General features: G+C 32.9%; 16 protein-coding genes. 13 read left to right on the forward strand and 3 right to left on the reverse strand.

Translation table 11 applies throughout. The features are described 5' to 3' along the window. The first annotated feature begins 19 nt into the window (after positions 1 to 19). The 13 genes from KQA_RS0208210 to KQA_RS0208270 all read left to right on the forward strand — a co-directional run bounded on the left by KQA_RS0208210 (position 20) and on the right by KQA_RS0208270 (position 22,078). Positions 20 to 649 (forward strand): LolA family protein, encoded by a 630-nt coding sequence (locus tag KQA_RS0208210; protein WP_010179950.1) that lies wholly within the window; start codon positions 20 to 22, stop codon positions 647 to 649. 28 nt (positions 650 to 677) lie between these two features. Next, on the forward strand, positions 678 to 2,108 hold the full coding sequence (locus KQA_RS0208215) for an LptF/LptG family permease (protein ID WP_394330918.1): 1,431 nt from the start codon (positions 678 to 680) through the stop codon (positions 2,106 to 2,108). Between the two features lie 79 nt (positions 2,109 to 2,187). After that, on the forward strand, positions 2,188 to 3,333 hold the full coding sequence (gene ribB, locus KQA_RS0208220; protein ID WP_010179954.1) for a 3,4-dihydroxy-2-butanone-4-phosphate synthase: 1,146 nt from the start codon (positions 2,188 to 2,190) through the stop codon (positions 3,331 to 3,333). Positions 3,334 to 3,403: 70 nt separating this feature from the next. Continuing rightward, positions 3,404 to 4,432 (forward strand): type IX secretion system protein PorQ, encoded by a 1,029-nt coding sequence (porQ, locus tag KQA_RS0208225; protein ID WP_010179956.1) that lies wholly within the window; start codon positions 3,404 to 3,406, stop codon positions 4,430 to 4,432. Then, on the forward strand, positions 4,422 to 5,108 hold the full coding sequence (cmk, locus tag KQA_RS0208230) for a (d)CMP kinase (protein ID WP_010179958.1): 687 nt from the start codon (positions 4,422 to 4,424) through the stop codon (positions 5,106 to 5,108). Before porQ ends, cmk begins: the two co-directional genes overlap by 11 nt. A gap of 157 nt (positions 5,109 to 5,265) precedes the next feature. After that, complete coding sequence (locus KQA_RS0208235) at positions 5,266 to 6,720, forward strand: DUF1800 domain-containing protein (RefSeq protein WP_010179960.1); 1,455 nt, start codon at positions 5,266 to 5,268, stop codon at positions 6,718 to 6,720. A gap of 9 nt (positions 6,721 to 6,729) precedes the next feature. After that, positions 6,730 to 8,379: a DUF1501 domain-containing protein gene (locus KQA_RS0208240; protein WP_010179963.1), complete on the forward strand. Its 1,650-nt coding sequence runs from the start codon at positions 6,730 to 6,732 to the stop codon at positions 8,377 to 8,379. 293 nt (positions 8,380 to 8,672) lie between these two features. Continuing rightward, positions 8,673 to 11,969 (forward strand): T9SS type B sorting domain-containing protein, encoded by a 3,297-nt coding sequence (locus tag KQA_RS0208245; RefSeq protein WP_010179965.1) that lies wholly within the window; start codon positions 8,673 to 8,675, stop codon positions 11,967 to 11,969. 2 nt (positions 11,970 to 11,971) lie between these two features. After that, positions 11,972 to 12,889, forward strand: coding sequence for a PorP/SprF family type IX secretion system membrane protein (locus KQA_RS0208250; RefSeq protein ID WP_010179967.1), 918 nt, complete (start codon positions 11,972 to 11,974; stop codon positions 12,887 to 12,889). A gap of 3 nt (positions 12,890 to 12,892) precedes the next feature. Continuing rightward, entirely contained in the window at positions 12,893 to 14,899 is a 2,007-nt protein-coding gene (locus tag KQA_RS0208255; RefSeq protein ID WP_029209521.1) for an OmpA family protein, read from the forward strand. A gap of 216 nt (positions 14,900 to 15,115) precedes the next feature. Then, positions 15,116 to 16,927, forward strand: a complete 1,812-nt coding sequence (rpsA, locus tag KQA_RS0208260; RefSeq protein WP_010179971.1) for a 30S ribosomal protein S1 — start codon at positions 15,116 to 15,118, stop codon at positions 16,925 to 16,927. Between the two features lie 347 nt (positions 16,928 to 17,274). Further along, positions 17,275 to 19,401, forward strand: coding sequence for a S8 family serine peptidase (locus KQA_RS0208265; RefSeq protein ID WP_010179973.1), 2,127 nt, complete (start codon positions 17,275 to 17,277; stop codon positions 19,399 to 19,401). Between the two features lie 544 nt (positions 19,402 to 19,945). After that, on the forward strand, positions 19,946 to 22,078 hold the full coding sequence (locus tag KQA_RS0208270; protein ID WP_010179975.1) for a S8 family peptidase: 2,133 nt from the start codon (positions 19,946 to 19,948) through the stop codon (positions 22,076 to 22,078). Between the two features lie 99 nt (positions 22,079 to 22,177). On the opposite strand, the gene KQA_RS0208275 is transcribed toward KQA_RS0208270, so the two are convergent. The 3 genes from KQA_RS0208275 to thrA all read right to left on the reverse strand — a co-directional run bounded on the left by KQA_RS0208275 (position 22,178) and on the right by thrA (position 26,294). Continuing rightward, positions 22,178 to 22,786, reverse strand: a complete 609-nt coding sequence (locus tag KQA_RS0208275) for an acyloxyacyl hydrolase (RefSeq protein WP_010179977.1) — start codon at positions 22,784 to 22,786, stop codon at positions 22,178 to 22,180. A gap of 90 nt (positions 22,787 to 22,876) precedes the next feature. Further along, on the reverse strand, positions 22,877 to 23,809 hold the full coding sequence (locus KQA_RS0208280) for a homoserine kinase (protein ID WP_010179979.1): 933 nt from the start codon (positions 23,807 to 23,809) through the stop codon (positions 22,877 to 22,879). A gap of 40 nt (positions 23,810 to 23,849) precedes the next feature. Beyond that, complete coding sequence (gene thrA, locus KQA_RS0208285) at positions 23,850 to 26,294, reverse strand: bifunctional aspartate kinase/homoserine dehydrogenase I (protein WP_010179982.1); 2,445 nt, start codon at positions 26,292 to 26,294, stop codon at positions 23,850 to 23,852. Between the last annotated feature and the right edge of the window lie 315 nt (positions 26,295 to 26,609).

The raw sequence follows: 26,609 nt of genomic DNA on the forward strand, positions 1-26,609 counted from the left end.
GTCACTCAAAAAAAATAAAATGAAAAAATTTCTTTTACTAAGTACATTGTTATTTTCTTCTATAGTGCTTCAGGCACAATCCGCGAAAGCTTTATTGGATGAGGTATCAGAAAAGGTTAAGTCATATAAAAATATTGTTATTGATTTTAAATATACTATTAGCAATAATTCGGCAAATTTAGAACAAGAGACAAGGGGGGATGTGACTCTAGAAGGAGAAAAATATGTGCTTAATTTAATGGGGACAACTCAAATATATGATGGTAAAAAATTACATATTATAGTTCCTGAAGATGAAGAAATTTCAATTTCGACACCAACTGCAGATGAGGGATTAACGCCTTCAAAAATGCTTACTTTTTATAAAAAAGGTTATGTTGCAAGCATGGATATTGTACAAAATGTAAATGGTCGTAAAATTCAATATGTAAAATTAGTACCAGAACAAAAATCTGGTGAAATAACTTCAATATTATTAGGTATTGATAGTGAAACAAAACATATATACAAGCAAGTGTTAAAACAAAGTAATGGAACTGAAATTTATGTAACCGTAAATCAGTTTAAAACAAATCAACCACTTTCGAATACCTTGTTTATCTTTGATGAAGCGAAGTATAGCGATTACTATATTAATCGTTTAGATTAGGTGCATTTTGAAAATAATAGATAAGTATATATTTAATAGGTTTTTACAAACTTTTTTTGTGGTGTTTTTTATTGTGATGTTTATCATGATACTGCAAATGATATGGTTGTATATAGCAGAACTAGCAGGTAAAGATTTAGAGTTTTCTGTTATTGTTAAGTTTATAGTATATGCATCACCAACACTTATTCCGTTAACATTACCCTTGTCTATTTTAATAGCTTCTATTATGGTGTTTGGGGAGTTTTCCGAACATTATGAATTTGCGGCAATGAAATCCACAGGAATTTCATTACAACGTGCCATACGATTTTTGACCATATTTATGGTTGTTTTAAGTATCGGAACTTTCTTTTTTGCAAATGATATTATTCCTGCCTCCCAACGTAAGTTTATTGGACTACGTCGTAATATAGTTCGTTTAAAACCAGCAGTGGCTATTACAGCGAATCAGTTTAATGAGGTTGGAGATATTAATATAAAGGTAGCAAGTAAATATGGTGATAATGATCAGTATTTAGATGATGTTATTATTCATAAGCAAAAACCTAATTTAAAAGGGAATTATACGGTTATTAAATCCAAATCGGGAGAGTTAGTAAGTGGAGCAGATTCGGATGTGTTGTCTTTGATTTTAAGAGATGGCTATTATTATGATGAAGTGATTCCTAAAAAAATAAAAGAACGAAAAAAACACCCTTTTGTAAAAAGTGAGTTTAAGGAATATGCGATCAATTTAGATTTGAGTTCGTTTAATGACGTAGATATGTCTAAAAATGACTACATCAAAAACCGTAAGATGTTAAATGTTAATTTGCTAAAAAAAGATATAGATTCTTTTTCGGTGAAATTAAATACAGATAGGGAAGATTTTGCCAGAAGAACCGTGCAGCGATTAAAAATTAATAGTATTGCAGATGGTATGAATTTTCCATGTGAGGTTGATGAATATCCAGCATCTATTGAACATATTTTACAATATGAAAAACAACGAACGGTATTAAATGAAGCAAATAGGTTAATTAATAGTAATTTAAATAGAATTAAACAAGAGGCTAAAGATGTACAAAGAACGAAGGAAAATCTAAATAAATTTGAAATTGCATTGCATGAAAAGTATGCTTTGGCTTTTGCTTGTATTGTTTTGTTTTTTATAGGAGCGCCTCTTGGGGCGATTATACGTAAAGGTGGATTAGGTTTACCTCTTTTGTATGCTATTGGAATCTTTTTGTCGTATCATTTTATTGGAATATTTGCTAAAAATAGTGCCGAAAATGGAGCTATAAGTCCATTTTTATCAAGTTGGTTATCTACATTAATCATTCTTCCATTAGGAATATTATTAACTTATAGAGCTACAACCGAGAAAAATTTAATCACTTTAGATTTGAGTAAATTTAAGTTGATTAAGTTTTTAGATCATTTTTTCAAAAAACTTTTCAAAAAAAAGAAAAAATAGTTTAGATAAACTATTTTTAGCTTGAGTTAAATAAAAATCAAAGTAATATCTTTACATAGAATTTCAACACCCTAGCAATTTGGTTTCAACACAACACTCCGATTTTAAACTGGACACTATTGAGTCTGCTATTACCGATATTAGAGCAGGTAAAGTTATCATAGTTGTTGATGATGAAAACCGTGAAAATGAAGGTGATTTTGTTGCAGCTGCCGAAATGGTGACGCCCGAAATGGTTAATTTTATGGCGACACATGGTAAGGGGTTAATCTGTACGCCTTTAACAGAAAAACGTTGCGATGAATTAAAATTAAGTATGATGGTTGGTGATAATACCGATCCCATGCAAACCGCTTTTACGGTCTCGGTAGATTTAAACGGAAACGGGGTAACTACAGGTATTTCGGCTAGTGATCGTTCAAAAACGATAAAGGCATTAGTTGAAAGTACTACCAAACCCCATGAATTATCTAGACCAGGTCATATTTTTCCATTAAGAGCCAAAGAGGGGGGGGTACTTCGAAGAACAGGACATACAGAGGCTGCTATCGATTTTGCTAGACTAGCAGGGTATCAACCAGCAGGTGTTATTGTGGAAATTATGAATAATGATGGTTCCATGGCACGAATGCCTCAATTACTTGAAATTGCTAAGAAATTCGATTTAAAAATAGTATCAATTGAATCATTAGTATCCTACAGGATGCAGCATGATTCTTTAATAATAAAAGAAGAAGATTTTAATATCAATACCCGTTTTGGTGTATATCGTTTGCGCGCTTACAAACAAACTACAAATAATCAAATTCATATAGCGCTTACAAAGGGTTCATGGAATTCTGGAGACGAAGTTCCTACACGTATTAATTCAACATTATTTAATAACGATATTTTAGGTACGCTTACCAATAATGCCGATGAACGTTTAGAAAAAATGTTTTCTATAATTAATAAAAAAGGTATGGGGGCCATTGTGTTTATCAATCAAGAAACACAATCTTTAAATGTGTTAAATAGGTTAAAAGCACTAAGAGAAACGCAGACAGGATCAGAAATAGGAAGGCCACCTAAATTGACAATGGATGCTAAGGATTTCGGTATTGGGGCACAAATTTTGCATGATTTAGATATATCAAAGGTGAATTTAATATCAAATAGTATTCAAAAAAAACGTGTAGGAATGATGGGTTATGGTCTTGAAATTTGTAATTACATTAATTATTAACGTTTTTTGTCTATTAAAAAGGTAAAATATTCAAAATAATATCACGTTATTGGTATTCACAATATTGTTAATGAAAAGAAACTTAGTAGTATTTTTTTTAATCACATTATGTTTTTCTACGCAAGCGCAAATAGGTGGTAGGGCTACTTATCAATTCTTAAATTTAGAATCTTCTGCAAGGCAGGTTGCCCTTGGCGGGAAGATAGTTACTGATTTTAAAAAAGATCCTACTTCAGGACTTTTTAATCCTGCTACCATTAATCGAACCATGAATAGAAATTATTCGGTAAATTATGTAAACTATTTAGCGGATATTAATTATGGTTCAGCCGCAGCAGCTTTTAGATTAGGAAGAACTGAAAAAATGATCCATTTTGGGGTTATATATGCCAATTATGGTAAGTTTGAAGGTTTTGATTTGTTTGGTAATGAAACAGGTGATTTTTCTGCAGCCGAAACAGCCATATCATTTGGATATGCGCAGCAAATACCAAAAACAGATTTTTACGTCGGATCAAGTTTTAAATTTATAAGTTCAAAATTAGAGCAATATAGTTCTCTGGGAGCTGCCTTAGATTTTGGATTACTTTATTATAAAGAGGAATGGGATTTGAATATAGGTTTGGCTGTTCGTAATGTAGGGACACAAATTACAACTTACGCGGGGACTAAAGAGAAATTACCCTTGGAGGTAAATGCAGGAATTTCACAAATACCAAAACATGTACCTGTACGTTGGTTTGTGACTTTGCAAAATCTTCAATTTTGGAATTTAGCTTTTTCAAACACAAATAGAAATTCGGATAATTTATTAGGGGAAGAATCACAGGTTGATGATCCAAGTTTTTTTAATAATGTGTTAAGACATGTAAACCTAGGTGCAGAATTATTTCCTAGAGGAGGCTTTAATCTTCGTGTTGGATATAATTTCCGAAGATCAGAAGAATTAAGTATTCAAGATCAACGTTCATTCGCTGGTATTTCTGCAGGATTTTCTTTAAAAATTCGCAAATTAACATTCAGTTATGGATATGCGCGTTATAATTTAGCAGGATCTTCTAGTGTTTTTGGTTTAAATTTAAATTTAGGTGAATACTAAAATTATTATTGCCATTGATGGACATTCGTCCACAGGAAAGAGTACCGTTGCCAAACAATTGGCGGAGGTGTTAGGCTATACTTATGTAGATACTGGAGCAATGTATAGAGCTGTAGCTTGGTATGCTATGCAAAATGGAATCATTGTAGCTAATGAATTAGCTGTTGATCAACTAAAAAAGGCACTTTCGAGGATTAATATTCGTTTTAAGCAAAACCCCAAGACAGCCATTGTAGAAACTTATGTAAATGATCAAAACGTAGAAAGTTTTATACGAAGTATTGAAGTTTCCAAATGGGTAAGTAAAGTTGCAGCAATTTCTGAAGTTCGAAAGAAACTGGTGGAACAACAGCAACAAATGGGTGTCCATAAAGGTATAGTAATGGATGGTAGAGATATTGGTTCTGTAGTTTTTCCTAATGCAGAACTTAAGCTTTTTATGACAGCTTCAGCCCAAGTAAGAGCACAGCGTCGCTATGATGAAATGAAGTCCAAAGGAGAAAAAGTTACTTTTGAAGAAGTGTTGAATAATGTGATTGAACGTGATCATATAGATAGCACTCGTAAAGATTCTCCTTTAATAAAGGCGGCAGACGCAATAGTGATTGATAATTCTGATTTATCAAGAACAGCACAATTCAATAAAATTTTAGAGCTAGTAAATCAGGCAATGTAGCAATCCTGTTGCTTAATCTATTTTAATTATGGTATTTATGTATGTGCATCAATTATTCTGATGTGAATAAGATTTAGTATTAAAATAATGATTGTTTTTAAATAATTTATTATATTATTTGCCGTTACTTTAATAATTTACCCCAAATTTATTATATATGGCAACGTGTAACACGAGCTCATTACTACCCTATGTACCCAATTCTGATAAGCCTTGGAATAAAACAAGGGCGCAGCATTTATACAGACGATTAACTTATGGAGCTTCTCCAGGATTAATTGAAGCTGCTTTAAAAAATAACCCTCAAAAAATTGTAGATCAATTTATTGATGAGGCTGTAAGTCTGGGGCCTACTGCGGCACCTACTTGGGCTTTTAGAGGAAAACAATCCTATGATGATGAAGGTTTGGATTTTGAAGAGATCAATCAAGAGAACTTAAGAGAATGGTATACGCAAGTAGTCGATGATCAGTATAATAAAGGCTTACAGTCATTACTTACTATTTTTTGGCATAATCATTTTGTAACACAACGAAGTACATATAATTGTGCCCATTTTATGTATGAGTATTATTCAGTGTTACAAAAAAACTGTTTTGGTAATTTCAAAACCTTTGTAAGTGAAATTGGTTTGACTAGTGCCATGCTAGTTTTTTTAAATGGGAAGGATAATAAAAAGAAAAAACCAAATGAAAATTATGCTCGTGAACTTTATGAGTTATTTACATTAGGTGAAAATAACGGGTATACTCAAGGTGATATTGTTGAAACTTCAAAGGCATTAACAGGCTATAATGATGGTAAGTATTGTGAGTTTGTTACCTTCAATGCAAAAACGTTTAATGATTCGCAGAAAAATATTTTTGGAAGAGTAGGGAATTGGAATTATGTGGATGTAATTGATATTCTTTTTGAAGAGAAAGCAGATCTTATAGCCACTTTTATAGTGACAAAACTATACCGCTTTTTTGTTAGTCCAACTATTAATGAATCAATAATAAAAGAATTAGCAACGGATTTTGCTGTTGATTTTGAAATAGAGCCTTTGTTAAGGAAACTATTTAAGAGTGAACATTTTTTTGATGATGAAGCAATTGGAACCATTATAAAAAGTCCATATGATATAAATCTCAATTTTTTAAAAGTACTATCTCGTTCATTGGATGATGATAAAAAACTTCAGATGTATTGGCAAACTGGAGCTGCAGGTCAATCATTTTTTCAACCAGTTGATGTTGCCGGTTGGCAAGGGGACTTCGATTGGATTAATACAAGCACATTAACGGCTCGTTGGCAGTTTAATGATAGTTTAACTTGGCAGATTTGGAATAAGGAGACTGGTAATCGAGAGAAGTTTAGAGCGTTTGCTAAGGAGGTTTCTGGGGGGAGTAATGATGTATATAAAGTTGTTCGGAATATTGTTGATACCCTTTTGCCCAAAGGATTAAATACAGCGTCTGATTACACAGTGGCGACGGATATTTTTATGTCAAATGTGCCAGAAAATTATTTCACAGATGGAACATGGAATTTAGATTTTGAATCTGTACCATGGCAAGTACTTCTTTTGCTACAACATATTTTTCGAGTGCCCGAATTTCAACTTAAATAAGCCCTACTTATGTGTACCAATCATACTAAAAAAAACATAAAAAAAACGGACTCGGATAGACCAGGTTCTGATATGCATAGACAGGAGCATGAGCGTTGGAATCGAAGGTCTTTTTTACAAGCACTAGGCCTGGCAGGTGGAGGTTCTATCATGTTAGCGAATACCAATATCACTGCATCAAAACCTTCAGAATTGACAGCGGCTATAGCTGCGGCCGATACAGAAAATATTTTGGTATTAATACGCTTAAAAGGAGGGAATGATGGATTGAATACCATAGTTCCTATTTATGATTATGATACGTATGCGAATTTAAGACCAACTATAAAAATACCAGAAAATCAATTGTATAAATTGAACGATGATTTTGGAATTCCTCCAGCTTTAAAAGATTTTGAGTCCATGTGGGGGGAAGGAGCAATGAAGGTGATTCATGGAGTAGGTTATGAAAATCAAGATTTATCTCATTTTAAATCGTCCAATATATGGGCAAACGCTGATCTGGAGGATATAGAAGATTCGGGATTTATGGGACGCTATTTTGAAGAATTATATCCCGATTTTTTAGCAAATCCGCCAGAAATTCCAGCTGCTATTCAAATAGGGAGTATTGGAAATTTAATTTTTGATGGAAGAGGAGTAAGTAATTATGCAGTTACCGTTGCCAATCCAAAACAGTTAAGGAGTATTGGAGAAAATGGAACACTACATGGCTTAAATGATATTCCCGATTGTACCTATGGTGAACGTTTGAAATATTTACGTAGTGTAACGAATAATACATTTACCTATGCAAAAAAAATAAGTAGCGCTTTTGATAAAGCAGGAGCGTCTTCTGTTGGTTATGAAGTATTAGAAAAAGGAAAAAGAGGTTTAGGTGAACAATTAAAAATTGTAGCCAGAATGATTAGAGGAGGTTTGGGAACCAAAGTGTATATGGTAGCCTTAGGTGGTTTTGATACTCATGGTAATCAAGAAGAAACTCATCCAGAATTATTGGCTAGTTTGTCTAATTCTGTAAAAGTGTTTTTTGATGATTTAGCGACTGCTGGTTTGGAAAAAAATGTGATGGCAATGACTTTTTCCGAATTTGGCCGAAGGGCAGAAGAAAATGGTTCAAATGGAACTGATCATGGACAAGCGGCACCTGTAATGCTGTTTGGTCCAACAATAGATGCAAATGGATTTGTAGGAAGTCATCCTGATTTGAATGATTTAGATGTGATTGGTAATTTAAAGTACTCTTTTGATTTTAGAGAAATTTATGCTTCGGTAATGAAAAACTGGCTGTGTGTCGATGAAGCGGCCGTTGATAGGGCTTTGTTGATGGAAACTCCATTTGAAGAGCGTGATTTTGGTTTTACATGCAGAGGTATAAACGAAGATGTTGATACGGCCTTGGATTTTTTCCACACAACAAGTATTCAGAATGATCAAACTTTTTTACATATACAAACCCAAGCAACATCTCATGTTAATATATCACTATATGATATGGCGGGAGCTTTCGTAAAAGTGATTAAAAATGAAATGATGTTTTCGGGAACAGATACTATTAATCTTTCAGAAATAGTAGGTAGAGGCTATAGTCAAGGGATATATATGTATCGAATACTTGTAGCAGATAAAAAGTTTAGCGCAAAGGTTTATGTGCATTAAAAATATATGTATACTCGTTTTATGTATGGATATGCTTTATTCTTATTTACTATGTATATTAAAAGTATATCAAATAAATAGTAGTAAGATGACTGTAATTCTTCAAAATACACATAATACAGATTAAAAACAATAGATTTCAACAAAGTTATTAACATTTTTTTATATTTTCGCGGCTTAAAGATTTAGCTTTGGGATATTTAAGAAAATACTTACTTTTTTTTCTAGTACTTTATAATTCATTTTTAGTTTCGGCTCAATGTAATATAGAGGAAACAATTACCATATGTAATATGGAATCTATTGATTTCGATACCGATGGTGATGCAGATGGAATTATTAATTTATATGATGAATATAATAAACTAACCGGAGGTAATTTGGAGCCTGGAACTTGGGAAATAGCACCAAGATTTCGAATTGCTTTAGATGAATCTACGGGTGATGTTGCGTTATGGGCATTACAGTCAGCCACTACGGGTTTAAATAGTGATGATTACAGGTTTCAATTAACTACTGCAGCTTGTGGCACCGATAAAGCGGCCACAATAACATTAATTTTAGGTCCCTATTCAGGAGTGCCATTATCCTCAATTGTGGTTGAGGCTTGTGATAGTGAGCCATATGATTTGTATGAAACACTGGCATCTAATGCAACAACTCCTCCACCTCATTTAAATGGTGTATGGACATATAATGGTACAAGTTCAAATTTTTTAGGTTTTATAGAACCTGGTTCTTCTGAATTTGAGGCTAAAATTCCTTATCAGCCTGGTTTACCATTAGTAGATCAAGAAGTTTTTGATTTTACTTATACAGTAACAAGTATAGCTACCTGTGAAATGGTGTCAAGCACAAATGTAAGTGTATCTGTAGTGCGTCAGGTGAATTCGGGATTACCTACTGATACTGCCATTTGCGAAAGTGAAATTATAAGAGGGGATTATGATACAGATATTAATTTGAGGGATAATATTTATTTAGCTGGTGAAGATATTGAAGGGATTTGGAGACAAGATTTAGATGTTACTGGGGAAATTGAAAATGAATTAGATTCATTTGTTAATTTTAAAAACATTTATGAAAATGTGGTATTAGGGAGTGGACCTCGCTTTGGGTATCGTGATATTGAGTTTAATTATACAGTAGAACAACGTTCGGGGGTATGTAATGATAATACATCAACCATTTTATTTACTGTTTTTGAGGAGTTAAGACCTTTTAAGCAAAATTCAAACAATAGTACTTTTTGTGTAAATGATTCCGCAGTAACGGAAGTAAATTTATTTAATTTGATTGAATTTACTACAGAAGGTGGAGTGACTTTTGAGTATGAAAATATATCAGTATTCACAACATGGACACAAATTTCTGGACCAGAGACTATTGATATTGAACCCGATTTTGGAACTGCAGGAATTGTTAAATTCAGGAGAGAAAACTTTATAGGAGGACCAAGTTCTTTTATTCAACCAGGAGAATATGTGTTTGAATATAGTGTAGACCCGTGGATAAATGCATCAGATGTAAGAAAGGAATGTGTTGACGGGGATACCGATCGAATAAATACTTGTGTTAATCCTTGTGAATCATTATCCACTCAAATAAAAATAACAGTTGAGCCATTTGAATACGCAGGAATTGGTACAACTGGTTTAGAATTTTGTGAAACTGATGATCCTGTAAGTTTAAGGAGTTTATTAACAACTAATGTAAACAGAGATCCTATTTCATCAACTGGAGTGTGGACCGATGAAGCTGGTAATGTAATTGCGAATGAATTTGTTTTTTCTGAAATTGATGCAGATCAAGATTTTCAATTAACGTATACTACTACACATCCAACAAGTGCTTGTACCGATACTGCTGTAATTCATTTTACAATAAAAAATAGAGGGTTTGTTGGTAATGCCGGTGAGAATGTTGAAGTTAACGTGTGTTCAGATGACAAAAACTTAAATTTGTTTGATCAATTAACCGGAAGTCCAGATATTATTGGAATATGGAGTGGTCCCGATGGTTTTTCTTCATCAGATCATGATTTTGAGTTTGTGTTTAATAATGCCGATTTACCCCGTTTAAAAGAAGGAGTATATACATATACTATTGGTAAAGCCGAAGATTGTGATTTAATTAGTCAAGCCACAGTAACGGTTAACTTTGTTAATCCTATAACTTTTGATAGACCCATTACTCATTTTTCATGTAAAAGGGATGGTAATATAGACTTACTAAGTCTTTTAGCAGCTACAACACCTAAAGATGGAGTGTTTACGGATGTTGACGCTACAGGAGCTTTAGCCGGGAGTATTTTAAATGTTGATTTAATAACAGGGGGTTTTTATAATTTTGAATATGTTTTTGACAACTCACCTTGTGATTCGCCTATACGTCAATTGATAATCGAAATAATTGATGATGTGAATCCACCCACAGCTGGAATAAGTCCTGTTGATCCAATAAAGGTATGTTCAAATAATTTAACTATTAATTTATTTGAACAGTTAGGAGGAACACCTTCAATGTCTGGAAGATGGAACGGTCCTTTTAGTTATGAATCCGATGAATTTTTAGGAAAGTTCGATAGTTCAGATGATACATTGCCAATCCTTGGACCTGGGGTATATACTTATACAGTTGGAGGTAGAGGGGAGTGTGGTATTCCAACCGAAGTAATGTCTAGAGTTACTATAGAGCTTGTTGATCCCATAGATATTGGTGAAAACGTAAATGCATCTTTTTGTAAATTGGATGGACGTGTGAATCTATTTACATTGTTAGATGTAGATACCACAAGAACGGGTGAATTTATAGATGTGGATAGTACCAATGCCCTAGATGCTGATGGAAATTTGGAATTTGTAACATTGGAATCTGGTATTTATAATTTTCAATATGCAGTTACTAATGCAGCTCCTTGTGATATTTCAACATTAAATGTGGAAATAAATTTGGTATCACTTCCTAAGCCCATAGTTCAAGATCCTATTTTTTGTATACTAGATGGGAAGCGATTGGAAGATATTCCAGTGATCATAATTGATAAAGATGGTAATGAAACTACTGCTCTAAATTTAAATTGGTATACTTCCTTAGAAAGTTCGCAAAAAATAGAAGACAACCCAAAATTGTTTAATGGTGATGTATTTTATATAGCAAATGGAGGTGTGAATATTAATGATCAAGAATGTGAATCCGAAAGGGTTCCAGTAACTATACGTATTTTAAATGTAGGTGAAACTGTTTCTACGGAAGATCAACGTATCATTTGTCCCTTAGATTTTCAAGATGGTGTTTCGCCAAATGGGGATACTCAAAATGATACTTTTGAATTAGTTAAAGATGGGGTTTTAACCAATGGTAAACTATACAATATACCAGAGGCTTTTCCAGATTTTAATTTAGAAATATATAATAGATACGGTGTAAAAGTCTATGAGGGGACAATTGATACATCGGAATTTAATGGTCAAAGTAATCAGTCTCTAAGTATTGGAGATAATTTACCATCGGGTGTATACTTCTACATATTCAATCCTAATTTTAAAAATAACGCTCCAATTCAAGGTAGTTTCTATTTAAGCAAATAAACATGAGATTTAGTTTTTATTTTATAATCGCAATGGTTTTTTGCTCAGTAGCTACGGCACAGCAAGAACCTCAGTACTCACAGTATATGTATAATATGAGTACCGTTAACCCAGCATATGTTAAAGGACAGGCGGGCTTATTTTCTTCAGGTATTTTATACCGAAAACAATGGCAAGGTATTGAAGGTGCTCCAGAAACTGCCAATGTTTTTGGGAATATTCCTTTCGGAGAAAAAATAGAATTAAGTGTAAATTATGTGCACGATGCTATTGGGGATGCTGTTCAAGTGCGTAATGACTTTTTGAATGTAGATTTTGCATACATAACTCAGCTTTCTGAAAGTTTACGTTTGTCATATGGTTTAAAAGCGGGGATAAATAGTTTTAGGGTAAATGCATTAGGATCTGATGTTGTGGATGATCCTGCATTTCGAGATAAAACTTCCGAATATCAAATGGCAATTGGTGCAGGAGTATATTTATTTGACACTAATTTTTACGCTGGAGTTTCTTCTCCAAATTTGTTGCCAAATGATGCAGCATTGAATGGAGTAAGCGTGGCACAATCAGCTATTCATTTATATGGGGTATTTGGATATGTATTTGAAATTTCAGATACCGTAAAATTAAAACCTTCTACGGTGGTTAAACAAGTGGTGGGATCTCCAATTACTTTTGATATTTCTGCAAATGCATTAGTATATGATCGTTTTGAGGTGGGAGCTTCATATCGTTACCAAGATGCTTTTGTAGGCTTACTTGGTTTTAAAATAACACCAGATTTACGTATAGGCTATGCATATGATTTTAGTTTAAGCGATTTAAAAAGTACAAGTAATGGAAGTCATGAAATCATGTTACTATTTGATTTCGATTTACTTCATTTAGGAAACAAATACACTTCACCAAGATTCTTTTAAGCCATGAAAACAAGAATAATAATTACAATAGCCTTGTTGGTTTCATTAACATCAATGGCACAAAAAAAGAGTAGAGGAGATCGTTACTTTGATAATGGCGATTACTTAAATGCTATAGTTGAGTATAAAAAACAGCTTAATAATAAGGTGTATACTAAACACATTTTTGAAAACCTATCAACGTCATATTATAATACTTTTCAGTACAGAAAAGCATATCGAGCATTAAGGAGTTTGTTAAAAGGTAAATTTAAAGGTGCCGATAAAACTTATGCCAATGAGTTTAATTTTAAAATGCACCAAGTACTTTCAGCTTTAGGTGAATATGATAAAGCGGTTGGATTTTTGGCTTTATATAAAAAAAATGAAAATGAAACTGAATTAGATAAGAAAGAAGCGATATCAATTATTGAAAGGTTTAAATTAAAAGAAGATGATTATAAAGTAAAAAAGTATAGAGGTTTAAATACATCTTCGGCTGAATTTGGAGCATTAAAAAAGGATAGTACGGTATATTTTGTTTCGGATAGATCCCTAAACGGATTGTTGACTAAAAACTATAAATGGACGCATCGACCTTTTTTAGATATATATAAAGTAAAAGTGGATAGCTTGAATAGACCAGTTTCTGAAATTGAACCTTTTTCAAAAGAAATTAATTCAAAATTACATGAAGGTAATTTTTGTTTTTCTAAAGATGCTAAGGTGCTTTATTTTTCTAAAAGTAATGATGAACGAGGAAAGAAAAAATTTGATACCATTAAAAATAATGCGATACATTTATACAGATCGGTATTTTCCGATAGTTTAAATGTATGGTCAAAACCTGAAAAATTAGCCTTTAATGATGTAAACTATTCAGTAGAGCACCCGTCATTAAGTGAGGATGGTAAAAAATTATATTTTGCCTCAAATATGCCAGGAGGTTACGGTGATTTTGATATTTATTATGTTGATGTTAATGCGGATAATACCTATGGAGTTCCTGTTAATTTGGGACAAACAATTAATACAGCAAACAGAGAGCAATTTCCATTCATTAATGAAAAGGGAAATATGTTTTTCTCTTCCAATGGGCATTTGGGATTAGGGATGTTAGATATTTTTGTTTCAGAAAAAATTAAAGGAGAATTTACAACTCCAATTAATTTAGGAGCACCTGTAAATTCAAGCTTTGATGACTTTTCATTGACTTATTATAATGAAACGGATGGTTTTTTTGCTTCTAACAGGAAAAAAACAGATGATATATATAGGTTTATGCAAATAGGGGAAATTTATTTACGTAAGTACAATGTTGATTTTGAGGTACGTGATATAGATTCAAAAGCATATATTCCAAATGCAACGGTAAGTTTATGGGATAAAAATGAAATATACAATAAGGATTTAGATAGTATTTCTAGATTTAGTTTGTCTATTTTTCCTGGTAAATATGATTTTGAGGCCAGTGCGATAGGTTATGAGTCTCAAAAGAAGCCTATTTTGATCCAAGAAAAAAATAACGAAACTTATGTTATTTACCTTCAAAAGAAGATAGAATCCATTGCAGAAATAAAAAAGAGAGAGGAGTTAGAAAAATCTCCAGAAGTAATTAAGGATAAGCTATTGAATGATAAAGTTGGTCCACCAGTAACGGAGCGTAACGGGAAGTTGTACTTTGATTTACCGCCAATTTATTTTGATTATGATAAGTGGAATATTAGAGCAGATTCAAAAAAAGTATTAGATGACTTTGCATTAAAATTGGAAAAATATAAATCTGTTTACATTAAAATTAGTTCGCATACCGATAGTAGAGGAACAAAATCATACAATCAATTGCTTTCAGAAAAAAGGGCAGAATCTACACGTAATTATTTGGCGCTAGTGGGTTATGTAAATGCACGTAGAATGAAATTTGCAGGTTTTGGTGAGTCACAACCTTTAATTAGTTGTGATGGGAAAGTGTGTTCGGAGGAGGAACACCAAACTAATCGCCGAAGTGAGTTTGAGATTATAAAATATTAATTGAGTTATATTTAATTTACTAAGCTTAGCCTGTAATATTCAAGTTTAATGTTTTTATAAAATGATTTTAATAATAAGTAAAATCTAAAGAATTCTTTGTACTTTTGCACTCCATTTGTGGCGTAAGGTTAAACATTTGGGAATAAACTATATAAAACACTTTTGCGGAGTAGCCTTAATTAACCTTAGCTACGTAGAATACAAATTTTATCTTCAATGTCTGAAGAAACAAAAAACACAGAAGTTCAGGAAACGGAAGCTGTAGCTACTCCAGTAGTAGAAACTGTGAATCCTGAGCAATTCCTTAAAGATTTTAACTGGCACAACTACGAAGAGGGTATTGACCCAATCGAAGACGATAAGCTTATCGAGTTTGAAAAGCTTGTTGCTGAAAACTTTGTTGACACGTTAAATGATGAGGTAGTAAATGGTAGAGTAATTAACATTACAGATCGTGATGCTATTATTGATATCAATGCAAAATCTGAAGGGGTAATTTCGTTAAACGAATTTCGTTACAACCCAGATTTAAAAGTAGGTGATACTGTTGAAGTATTAATCGATATCCGTGAGGATGCTACAGGTCAATTAGTATTATCACACAGAAAAGCGCGTGTAATTAAAGCTTGGGATAGAGTTAATAATGCACATGAAACTGGTGAAATTGTTAATGGATTTGTTAAATGTCGTACTAAAGGTGGTATGATCGTTGACGTATTTGGTATTGAAGCTTTCTTACCAGGTTCTCAAATTGATGTGAAGCCTATTCGTGATTACGATGTTTATGTTGGTAAAACAATGGAATTCAAAGTGGTTAAAATTAATCATGAATTCAAAAACGTGGTGGTTTCTCATAAAGCGCTTATCGAAGCAGATATCGAAGAGCAGAAAAAAGAAATCATTGGTCAGCTTGAAAAAGGTCAGGTTCTTGAAGGAACAGTTAAAAACATTACTTCTTATGGAGTATTCGTTGACCTTGGAGGTGTAGATGGATTAGTGCATATTACAGATCTTTCTTGGTCTCGTATCAACCACCCTAATGAAATGGTTGAATTAGATCAAAAATTAAATGTGGTAATTTTAGACTTTGATGAGGCTAAAACACGTATCCAATTAGGTCTTAAGCAATTAAAGCCACATCCATGGGAGGCGCTTAACGGCGATCTTAAAGTTGGAGATAAAGTAAAAGGTAAAGTAGTTGTAATTGCAGATTACGGTGCATTTATCGAAGTAGAAGAAGGAGTAGAAGGATTAATTCACGTAAGTGAAATGAGCTGGTCTACACACTTACGTTCTGCACAAGACTTTGTTAAAGTAGGTGATGAGGTTGATGCTGTAATTCTTACTTTAGATAGAGAAGAGCGTAAAATGTCACTTGGTATTAAACAAATGACTCCAGATCCTTGGACTGATATTACAACTAAATACCCAGTAGGTTCACGTCACACAGGTGTGGTTCGTAACTTTACAAACTTTGGTGTTTTTGTTGAATTAGAAGAAGGAATTGACGGATTAATTTATATTTCGGATCTTTCTTGGACTAAGAAAGTGAAGCACCCATCTGATTTCTGTTCTGTTGGAGATAAATTAGAGGTTGTTGTCCTTGAATTAGATGTAGACGGACGTAAGTTAAGTTTAGGTCACAAACAAACTGATGCTAACCCTTGGGATAAGTATGAAGGTGAGTTTGCAGTAGGAACTAAGCATACTGCTGTTTTAGGTGATGTGAATGATAAAGGAGCAACTATTGAATTTAATGAAGATGTAGTAGCATTTATTCCGAGTCGTCACTTAGAAAAAGAAGATGGATCTAAACTAGCTAAAGGTGACTCTGCAGATTTTGTTGTTATTGAATTTAACAAAGAATTTAAAAGAGTAGTTGCATCGCATACAGCTATCTTCAAAGAAGAAGAAGTAAAAGCGGTGAAGCAAGCAGCCAAAAAAGCGCAATCTCAAGAGAAAACAACTCTTGGTGATTTAGATGCTTTAGCTGAATTAAAAGCGAAGTTAGAAAAAGGAGGGAACTAGTTCCTTAATTAAATTCTAGATATTTAATTAAAAGCCACCCATTTTTGGGTGGCTTTTTTTGTGTATGTGTGTCGTTCACAAAAGACTTGTAGGCAGTAAACTAGGTACTCTTTTTTGAAGTTATTTTTCCTATTAATTATTTGTTGTTTTTTTCTTAAATAAAGCATAATAATCATTGTGATTTTGTGTAGAAATTTAATTTTACAAAAAAACTAGACACAATTAAAAAAACACAATTGATTTTAAGGAAATTATACTTGATATAAATTGGTATGGTTTTGATAGTATTTGAGGTTTTCTTTTAAAACAGTTTGTTGTAGCAAAGTAACTTCTTAAACTAAATAAAAATGAAAAATTGCTATTTAATTAGTCTTGTGTCATTGTTTTTGTTTGCTGGATCAATGTCAGCACAAAAATTTAAGCTAACTGAATCACAAAAACAAAAAATTTCATTAGCCAAGTTAAACTCCAAACTTGGACTTGGGTTTGATATTTTATTAAATGATCCTTCCAAAATAGATCTTTTTATTACCAAAAATGAAAATGTAGCTTTTATAGCTGCCCCAATTAGTGACACAGGATTACTTTTAAACGAATTATTAACTGTAGGTGCTAAAGAATGTGTTATTATAAATGGTAAAATTTGTGGTAAAGCGAGTATAAATACAATAAAAAAATTACAGGGTTTATCTCATTTAAAAACAGTTATACCAGAATTTAAACCAGACTATAGTGTTGGAGTGGTGGATAGTGAGGGAGACCGATCAATGCATACCGATGTTATTAAGAATAATTTAGGTCTGGATGGTACGGGAGTAAAAATAGGGGTGATTTCGAATAGTTATAATTCCCTAGGAGGAGCTGAAAATTCGGTACTACAAGGAGATTTACCCGGTCTAGGTAATCCAAATGGATATACCAAGCCAGTGGTAGTATTAAAGGAGGCGGAAACACCCAGAACGAGTGATGAAGGTAGAGCAATGATGGAATTAATCCATGATACGGCACCTGGAGCTGAATTGTTTTTTCATACAGCAACTTTTGGCCTGTTCGACTTTGCTGCTGGAATTAGGGCATTAGAGGCAGTAGGTTGTGATATTATTGTAGATGATGCGGCCTTTTTTTTTGAAAGTTATTTTCAAGATGGTGCAGTAGGAAGGGCAGTAAATGAGGTGACGGCTAAAGGAGTTTCGTATTTTGCTGCAGCAGGAAACAGTGATAGATATTCTTATGAAAATGATTATGTAGCATCGGGGCTAAAAGGATTTACGGGAGGTGAATTCTTAGATTTTGGAGGTAATAGTGTGATTCAAAACTTAACAATACCAGCTGGTAAAGATATATTTTTATGGATTATGTGGGATGATCCACAGCCTCTATTTAACGATATACCTAATCCAGCACCTATGACTGATCTAGATGCCTATTTGTTTGATTCGGAAACAGAAGATTTATTAGTAATAGGTGCTGTAAATAGTATTCGTGAGGGACACAATATAGAATTAATAAGATATAATAATGAAAGTGATACAGATCAAAGTGTTAGTTTGTTGATAGAGAAAAAAGAGGGACCAAATCCAAGAATGATTAAATATCTTGACAGAAGTAGAAATGTAGTTTTTGAAGATGAAATAGGAACTAATGCTGGTACATGCGTAGGTCACGCAAATGTGAGAGGTGCTATTGCTGTAGGTTCATCTGCATATTTTAGTACCCCAGAATTTAATGATTTTAGAGCTACATTAGTTGGTACGCCGTTTAATACTCCTATAAAAAATAGTTTAATTGATGCTTTTTCTTCGGCAGGAGGTACTCCGCTCCTTTTGGCTAGTGATGGAACACCAATTGATCCAATTTTTACAGAGAGTCCTTTTATAATTGGACCAGATGCGGTTAATACAAGTTTTTTTGGAACAGACTTGCCTTTTGCTCCCGATGGATTTCCTAACTTTTCAGGAACTTCGGCAAGTGCACCTATAGTTGCTGCTGCAGCTGCTTTATTATTAGAGGCTAAAAATGATTTAACTACTTCTGAGATTAGAGAAGCCTTTAAAAACACTGCTGAAGATATGGATAATCCATTTACTGAAGGTTTTGATGAAGGTTATGATGTAAAAACGGGTTATGGTTTTATTAATGCATTTGATGCTTTGGTTGAAATTCTTGGTGATGATTTTGTAATGGATAGTTCCATTGAACGTGGAGAGTCAGATGTGATTTCGGTAAATGCATTTCCCTCCCCATTTGAAAATGAGTTTAAGCTAAATTTAGTAGTTGAAGGAAAATGTGAATTGTATATAGATATCTTTTCATTTACAGGCGAAAATGTATTTCATAAGGAGATTACTTTAGAAAATAGAAATGTAAATGAAACGGTATATCTAGGAAATAAGCCGAAGGGATTATATTTTGTGAATGTGGTTGATTTAAAAACTAAAAAATTAATCGATACGCGTTCAATTCTTAAAAATTAGAATAGATAAAAATAATATATAGTTATCCTAAGCCATGTGCATCAATTTTTTGAAGTACATGGCTTTTTAGCATAAAAATACTATATAATTAAAGTTCATATAGCAATTTTTATTTGTTAATCGTACACTGCCAAAGTCTATAAATTAATAAAGAGGTTCATACTAATATTAGGGAATTTAAAATCTAAGTAATAAAAATGTAGTATTAGTCTTACTTATAGATTGTTATTTTTTAATAAATAAAGAGTATATAAGTTATAATTTGATTTTTATTTGTGGTTTTTGTTAAAAATAAATTATAAAAACGCCTTTTTAATGAAAATATGATTTTTTAATCTTAAAAAAAACACAATAAAGGCTTTTTTTTCCTAGGTATAATAAGGTTTATTTAAATTTAACTTACAAAGCTAGACCACCATTTTAAAAAAAACATGATTAATTTATAAGACATTTTAGAACTTATAATATTAGTGTAGTATTGATGTTTGACGTTTTCTTTTTTTAAAAGGTTTTGATAATTAAGTAATTTCTAAAACTAAATAAAATGAAAAATCGCTATTTAATTTACTTCTTATTTTCGCTTCTGTTTGGAATGTCGATAACTGCTCAAAAATATGAGTTAAGTGAAATTCAAAAGCAACAGCTTACATCACTTAAATCAAATTCCAAATTAGGACTCGGATTTAAGTTGTTATTAAATGATCCAACCAAAATAGACCGCTTTATAACTAAAAATGGTAATGTAGCTTTTATAGCATCACCAACAGATGACACAGAATTACTATTAAATGAATTATTAACTATAGGCGCTAAGGACTGTATCATGGTTAATGGTATGATCTGTGGGAAAATTAGTTTAAGCAGTATTGAAAAACTAAAAGATTTAATTCATTTAAAAACAGCTATACCGGAATTTAAGCCAAAATTAAATGTTGGAGTAGTGGATAGTGAGGGAGACCGATCAATGCTTACAGATTCTATTAAGAATACTTTAGGCCTAGATGGTACAGGGATTAAAATAGGTATACTTTCGGATAGTTACAATTCACTACTAGGTGCCGAAAATTCAGTATTAGAAGGAGATTTACCTGGAGTTGGAAATCCAAATGGGTATACCAAACCAGTTGTGGTATTAAAGGATTTGCCAGAAGATCCAGAAGCTGAATCACCTAGAGGAAGTGATGAAGGAAGAGCTATGGCGGAATTGATTCATGATATAGCTCCAGGGGCAGAATTGTTTTTTTATACAGCTTTTGATGGTTTATTAGACTTTGCGGCTGGAATTAGAGCATTAGAAGCTGCAGGTTGTGATATAATTGTTGATGATGTGTCGTATTTTGCAGAAAGTTATTTTCAAGATGGTGCCATTGGAGGAGCCATAAATGAAGTTGCAGCTAAGGGCGTTTCTTATTTTTCTTCAGCCGGAAACTCGGATAGAACTTCTTATGAAAATGATTATGTTGGATCAGGTGTAGATGGGCCTACAGGAGGTGAGCTTTTAGATTTTGGAGGTAATGATATAGCGCAAGCTTTGACAATACCTGCTGGGGAGAGTATATCTTTATGGATCATGTGGGATGACCCACAGCCTGCTATTAATGATAAACCTAATCCTGCTCCTAAGACTGATTTAGATGCCTTTTTGTTTAATGTTGAAACAGGTGAACTGTTAGATGCTAGTGTTATTGATAATATAAATGATGGTTTTAATATAGAAATAATTGGTTTTGAGAATGAAACTGATGCTGATTTGAGTGTTGATCTATTGATTGAAAGAAATGCTGGGCCTAATCCAAGAATAATAAAATATATTGATAGAGATCAAGGTGCTGTTGCTGTTGATCTAATAGGAAGTAATGCAGGTACATGTACAGGTCACTCAAATGTGAGTGGAGCGATTGCTGTAGGTGCAGCTTCATATTTTAATACTCCCGAGTTTAATGATTTTAGAGTGTCATTAGGTGCTGCTCCATTGGAAACTAATATAGTTAATGGTTTCTCTTCTGCTGGAGGAACACCAATTCTTTTAGCAAGTGATGGAACTCCTATTGAACCGATTTTTAATGAAAATCCTTTTATAGTTGGACCAAATGGAACAAATACAAGCTTTTTTGGATCTGATTTAACTTTTGCGCCAGATGGTTTTCCTAACTTTTTTGGAACATCTGCAAGTGCACCATTAGTTGCTGCTGCAGCTGCTCTATTATTAGAAGCTAAAAATGATTTAACCACTTCAGATATTCGTGATGCCTTTAAAAATACTGCCGAAGATATGGATGATCCATTAACTGAAGGTTTTGATGAAGGTTATGATGTAAAAACAGGCCATGGTTTTATTAATGCATTTGATGCTTTGGTTGAAATTCTTGGGGATGATTTTGTGATGAATGATGCTATAGAGCGTGGTGAATCAAACGTAATTTCTGTAAGTGCATTTCCTTCTCCTTTTGAGAGAGAGTTTAAGTTAAATTTAGTTGTTGAAGGAAAATGTGAATTATTTATAGACATTTTTTCATTTACAGGAGAAAATGTATTTCATAAAGAGATTACTTTAGAAGACAGGGATGTAAATGAAACGGTATATTTAGGGAATAAGCCAAAAGGCTTATATTTTGTTAATATAGTTGACTTAAAAACTCAAAAATTGATTGAAACACATTCTATTTTTAAAAATTAGAACGCGGTAAAAATAATTATACTAAGCGATATAAGTAAAGCTCATCAATTTCTGATGGGCTTTGCTTTTTATGTAAAATAAATACAATCGATGTTTAACTTATAGTAATTTCATAATACCAAAGTTTATAATAAAGGTATTAATGCCACCGTTAGGAAATTGAAAATCTAAATTACTAAGATGTCTTTTTCCTGGTCTAAGGTCTAAGAATAAATTTTTAGAAACACGATAATTAATACCTCCAAAAAAATTATCAGAAAAAATAAAGTTAGGTGCTTGTCGCGAAGGTGTAGATGAAATAAAGTGAGGCCCCGCACTAATTAGACCGTAGATACTAATTTTATCTTTTAAAAGATTGAATCTAATGAGTATCCCAATATTAAGACCAAATTCAAAAGTGTTTTTTTTATGATCAATTTGACCAAAATTGATTTGCGGTTGTCCTAAAGCTTCTAAACCGATCCATTTTTTTTGAATAAGGCTTCTGTAATATTGAAATTGAAATAAATGTACTACGTAATCAGTTTCGATATTGATATTTGTAAATCCTAAACCATTATTTCTTCCCAATCCATAATTAAAGCCGATTTTATGTTTAGTCTGGGAGAGTGTTTTGTATGCAACTCCAATATGAGGGCTTTTTTCCTTTTTACTTTGCGAATAAGTATTGGCACTAATTATAATTAGAAAGAGATAGCCTATTTTCATTAGAGCAATTTATAAAAAAGTGAACAATCAAAAAATGCTACTCTTAAAAGAATAGCATTTAATATTTTTACTTACTAGATACATGTTTTTTTATTCCATAAGCGTAACGCCATTGGCATTGATACCTGCTACATGAATATCAAAGGAGATTCCAGTAGAAGTGTATACTTTTTCAATAGCTTTTGCTACTTTTTCGGCTGTAGCTTTACTTTTGCTTAGTGCAAAAATAGATGGACCAGAACCAGAAATCCCAGCACCTAAAGCACCATTTGTTAAAGCGGCATCTTTTACTTCAGTAAACTTAGGAATTAAAATAGAACGCATAGGTTCAATAATAACATCTTCTAGGCTCCGACCTATTAAATCATAATCATTGGTGTATAAACCAGCGACAAAACCACCTAGATTTCCCCATTGTGTTACTGCACTTTTTAAAGGAACTGTGGGTTTTACTACCCTACGCGAATCGGCTGTTTTAACTTCAATTTGTGGATGAATAATAGTCATGTATAAATCTTGGGGTGTATTTAATTTCAATACATCCAAAGGAGCATAACTTCTAACCAATGTAAATCCACCTAAAAGGGCAGGAGCTACGTTATCCGCATGGGCATTCCCACTGGCTAAACGTTCTCCTTCCATAGCAAATTTTACTAATTCATTATTGGTAAATGGTCTGTCTAATAATTCATTTACAGCCCAAACAGCACCAGCACTACTTGCAGCACTACTACCAATACCACTACCAGCCTTAATTTTTTTATAAATTTCAATATCTACTCCTGTTGAAGTGTCATTTAAAGCTTCAAGCATAGCAACTACAGCGACACCTGCAACATTTTTATCAGTAGCTAAAGGTAAATCGGCACCTTCAATTTTAGTGATACGAACTCCAGCTTCTGCCGAAAGGCTTATTTGCATTTCATCGCCTACGTTTTGCAAACAACATCCCAATACATCAAATCCGCACGAAAGATTGGCTACCGTAGCAGGGGCAAAAACTTTTAATGATTTTTTATTCATAATCTTAGAATTCTTCCTTTTTAGCAGAAGTTAATACCTGCTATTGTTTACCAATTCGAATGATATCTGCAAAAATACCCGAAGCGGTAACATCGGCACCAGCACCAGCACCTTTGACAATTAAAGGTTGTTCCGGATAACGATCAGTGTAAAATAACACGATATTATCACTTCCTTCTAAGTTGTAAAAAGGATGATCCGAAGGAATATGCTGTAGACCAACAGATGCTTTACCTTCTTCATATTGCGCTACGTATTTTAAACGACAATCTTTTGAAGTAGCAGCTTCTAGAATCTCAGTAAAATGAGCTTCATTAGTTTTTAAACTTTCAAAAAAGTCAGGAACATTAGCTGTAGCTAAACTTTCTTGAGGTAAAAAAGGATTGTTTTCAATATCCGAAAGTTCCATAACTTGACCACTTTCTCGTGCCAATATTAGAATTTTTCGAGCTACATCAACACCACTTAAGTCAATTTTTGGATCAGGTTCCGTATAACCTTGTTCTTGAGCTTGCTTTACAATATCAAAAAAGCTTACTCCCTTTTTGTAGTAATTAAATACAAAATTTAAACTTCCAGAAAGTACCGCTTGTATTTTTCGAACTCTGTCACCAGAAGCAATTAAATTGTTCAATGTATCAATAATTGGTAAACCAGCACCTACATTAGTTTCATAAAGGAATGGAGCACTATACTCTCGTGATAATGTTTGTAATTCATGATAATTTATATAGGCATCAGCACAAGCAATTTTATTACAAGTAACCACACCAATACTATTGGCAAGATAATTTTTATAAACGGCAGCAATTTTTTCAGTTGCTGTATTGTCAACAAAAATACTGTTACGTAAATTCATTGCTTTTGTTTGCTTAAAAAAAGCATCAGGTGACGCTTGTTCACCATTTTCAAGACTTTCTTTCCAGTTAGTAAGGTCTAAACCTTCTGGATTAAAAATCATTTTCCTTGAATTTGATAACGCTACAACTCTAATTTTTAAACGTAAATTTTCCTTTAGGTAATCTGCTTGTTGTTGTAGTTGTTCAATTAATTTACTCCCCACGTTACCAACTCCAGTAATAAACAAATTCAATTGTTTTGTTTTTACTTCAAAGAATTGTTCGTGTAAAGAATTTAAGGCTTTATCAATATCTTTTTTGGCAATGACTATCGAAATGTTTTTTTCGGAAGCCCCTTGAGCTATCGCTCTAATATTTACATTGTTTTTACCAAGGGTACTAAACATTTTACCACTAAGTCCTTGATGTTCTACCATATTGTCACCTACAAGGGCTAAAATAGCAACATCATTTTCTGTTTTGGTAGGATGTACTTTTCCTTTTGATATTTCGAATTCAAATGAGGCATCGATAACAGTCTTTGCTTTATCGGCATCGGCACTATCAATAGCTAAGCATATAGAATGTTCCGATGAAGCCTGCGTAATTAAAACAACATTAATTTTTGCAGCATAAAGTGTTTCAAATAAACGCTTCGAAAAACCAGGAATACCAACCATGCCACCACCTTCGAGAGTGATCACAGAAATATTTTCGATATGACTAATACCTGTTACTGCTTGCTTACGTTCAGCTACTTCTCTAGTAATTAATGTGCCAAAATCATCTGGAGCAAATGTATTCTTTATGTAAATAGGAATATTTTTTTCCAATACAGGCTGAATAGTAGGTGGGTAAATCACTTTAGCACCAAAGTGTGAAAGCTCCATGGCTTCCTGATATGAAATGTGAGAAACCGGTTTAGCTTGCTTAACCACTCTAGGATTAGCTGTAAACATACCGCTAACATCAGTCCATATTAATAAGTCTTTTGCTTGAACAGCGGCAGCTAAAATTGCAGCAGTAAAATCGGAACCACCACGACCTAATGTAGTTGGTTCACCCGATTCAGTTCGGGCAACAAAACCTGGGAATAATACAATTTTGGAGCTGTTATTTTTAGCAAAAGCTAAAATTTTATTATTTGTTACCTCGTAATTTAGAGTAACTTTTTCAGCTTCTACAGTAGTGATATAATCCCTAGAGTCTTGTAAAATTAAATCCATTTTCTTAGCCTTCGCAGCTTCAGAAATGATATATGATGATAATAATTCACCAAAACTGGCAATAACCGATGAAGTTTTAGGAGAAAGTTCACTTAATAAAAAAGCACCTTCGCACAAGGCCTCTAAATCATTAAGTTTTGACTTTACCGTACTAATAACACTACTTTGTTCCGTAACGGGAATCAATTCGCGTACGGTGTCTAAGTGTCTTTTTTCAATTTCACTTAGTGTTTCTTTATATTCATTGTTATTAGCGGCAGCTTGCGCTCCTGCTTTTAATAATAAATCGGTAACTCCACCAAGTGCAGAAACAACGACAAATAAAGAGTCATTTTTACTTTGGTTAGCTACTATTTGTAATACTTGTTGTATGGTTTGCGCTGTAGCGACTGAAGAACCTCCGAATTTTAGAACGTTCATGGGTATATGTTTTTATAAATAAATGAGTGAATGGTAGTGAAAACACTACATAATTGGACGATTTAATAAATAGCTTAAAAACCCCAAAGGGTTGTAGTAGTATATAAGCTATTAAAGCTTTCGCCAGAAGTAATATACATTCTATTTACCGACACAGTAATTTCTTTTGTGTTAAACATCCTATTCATTTTAATTTGCCAAAAATAGTACTTTTTATAATTTTATAGGCTATAGAATTTCATATTATGGGTTTTATTACTAGCTCTTTTTTTGTTGTTCTTATTTAAGCCGGATAATGCAGTAGAAAACCTATTT

The sequence above is a fragment of the Aquimarina agarilytica ZC1 genome (genome assembly GCF_000255455.1).
Classification (GTDB): Bacteria; Bacteroidota; Bacteroidia; order Flavobacteriales; family Flavobacteriaceae; genus Aquimarina; species Aquimarina agarilytica.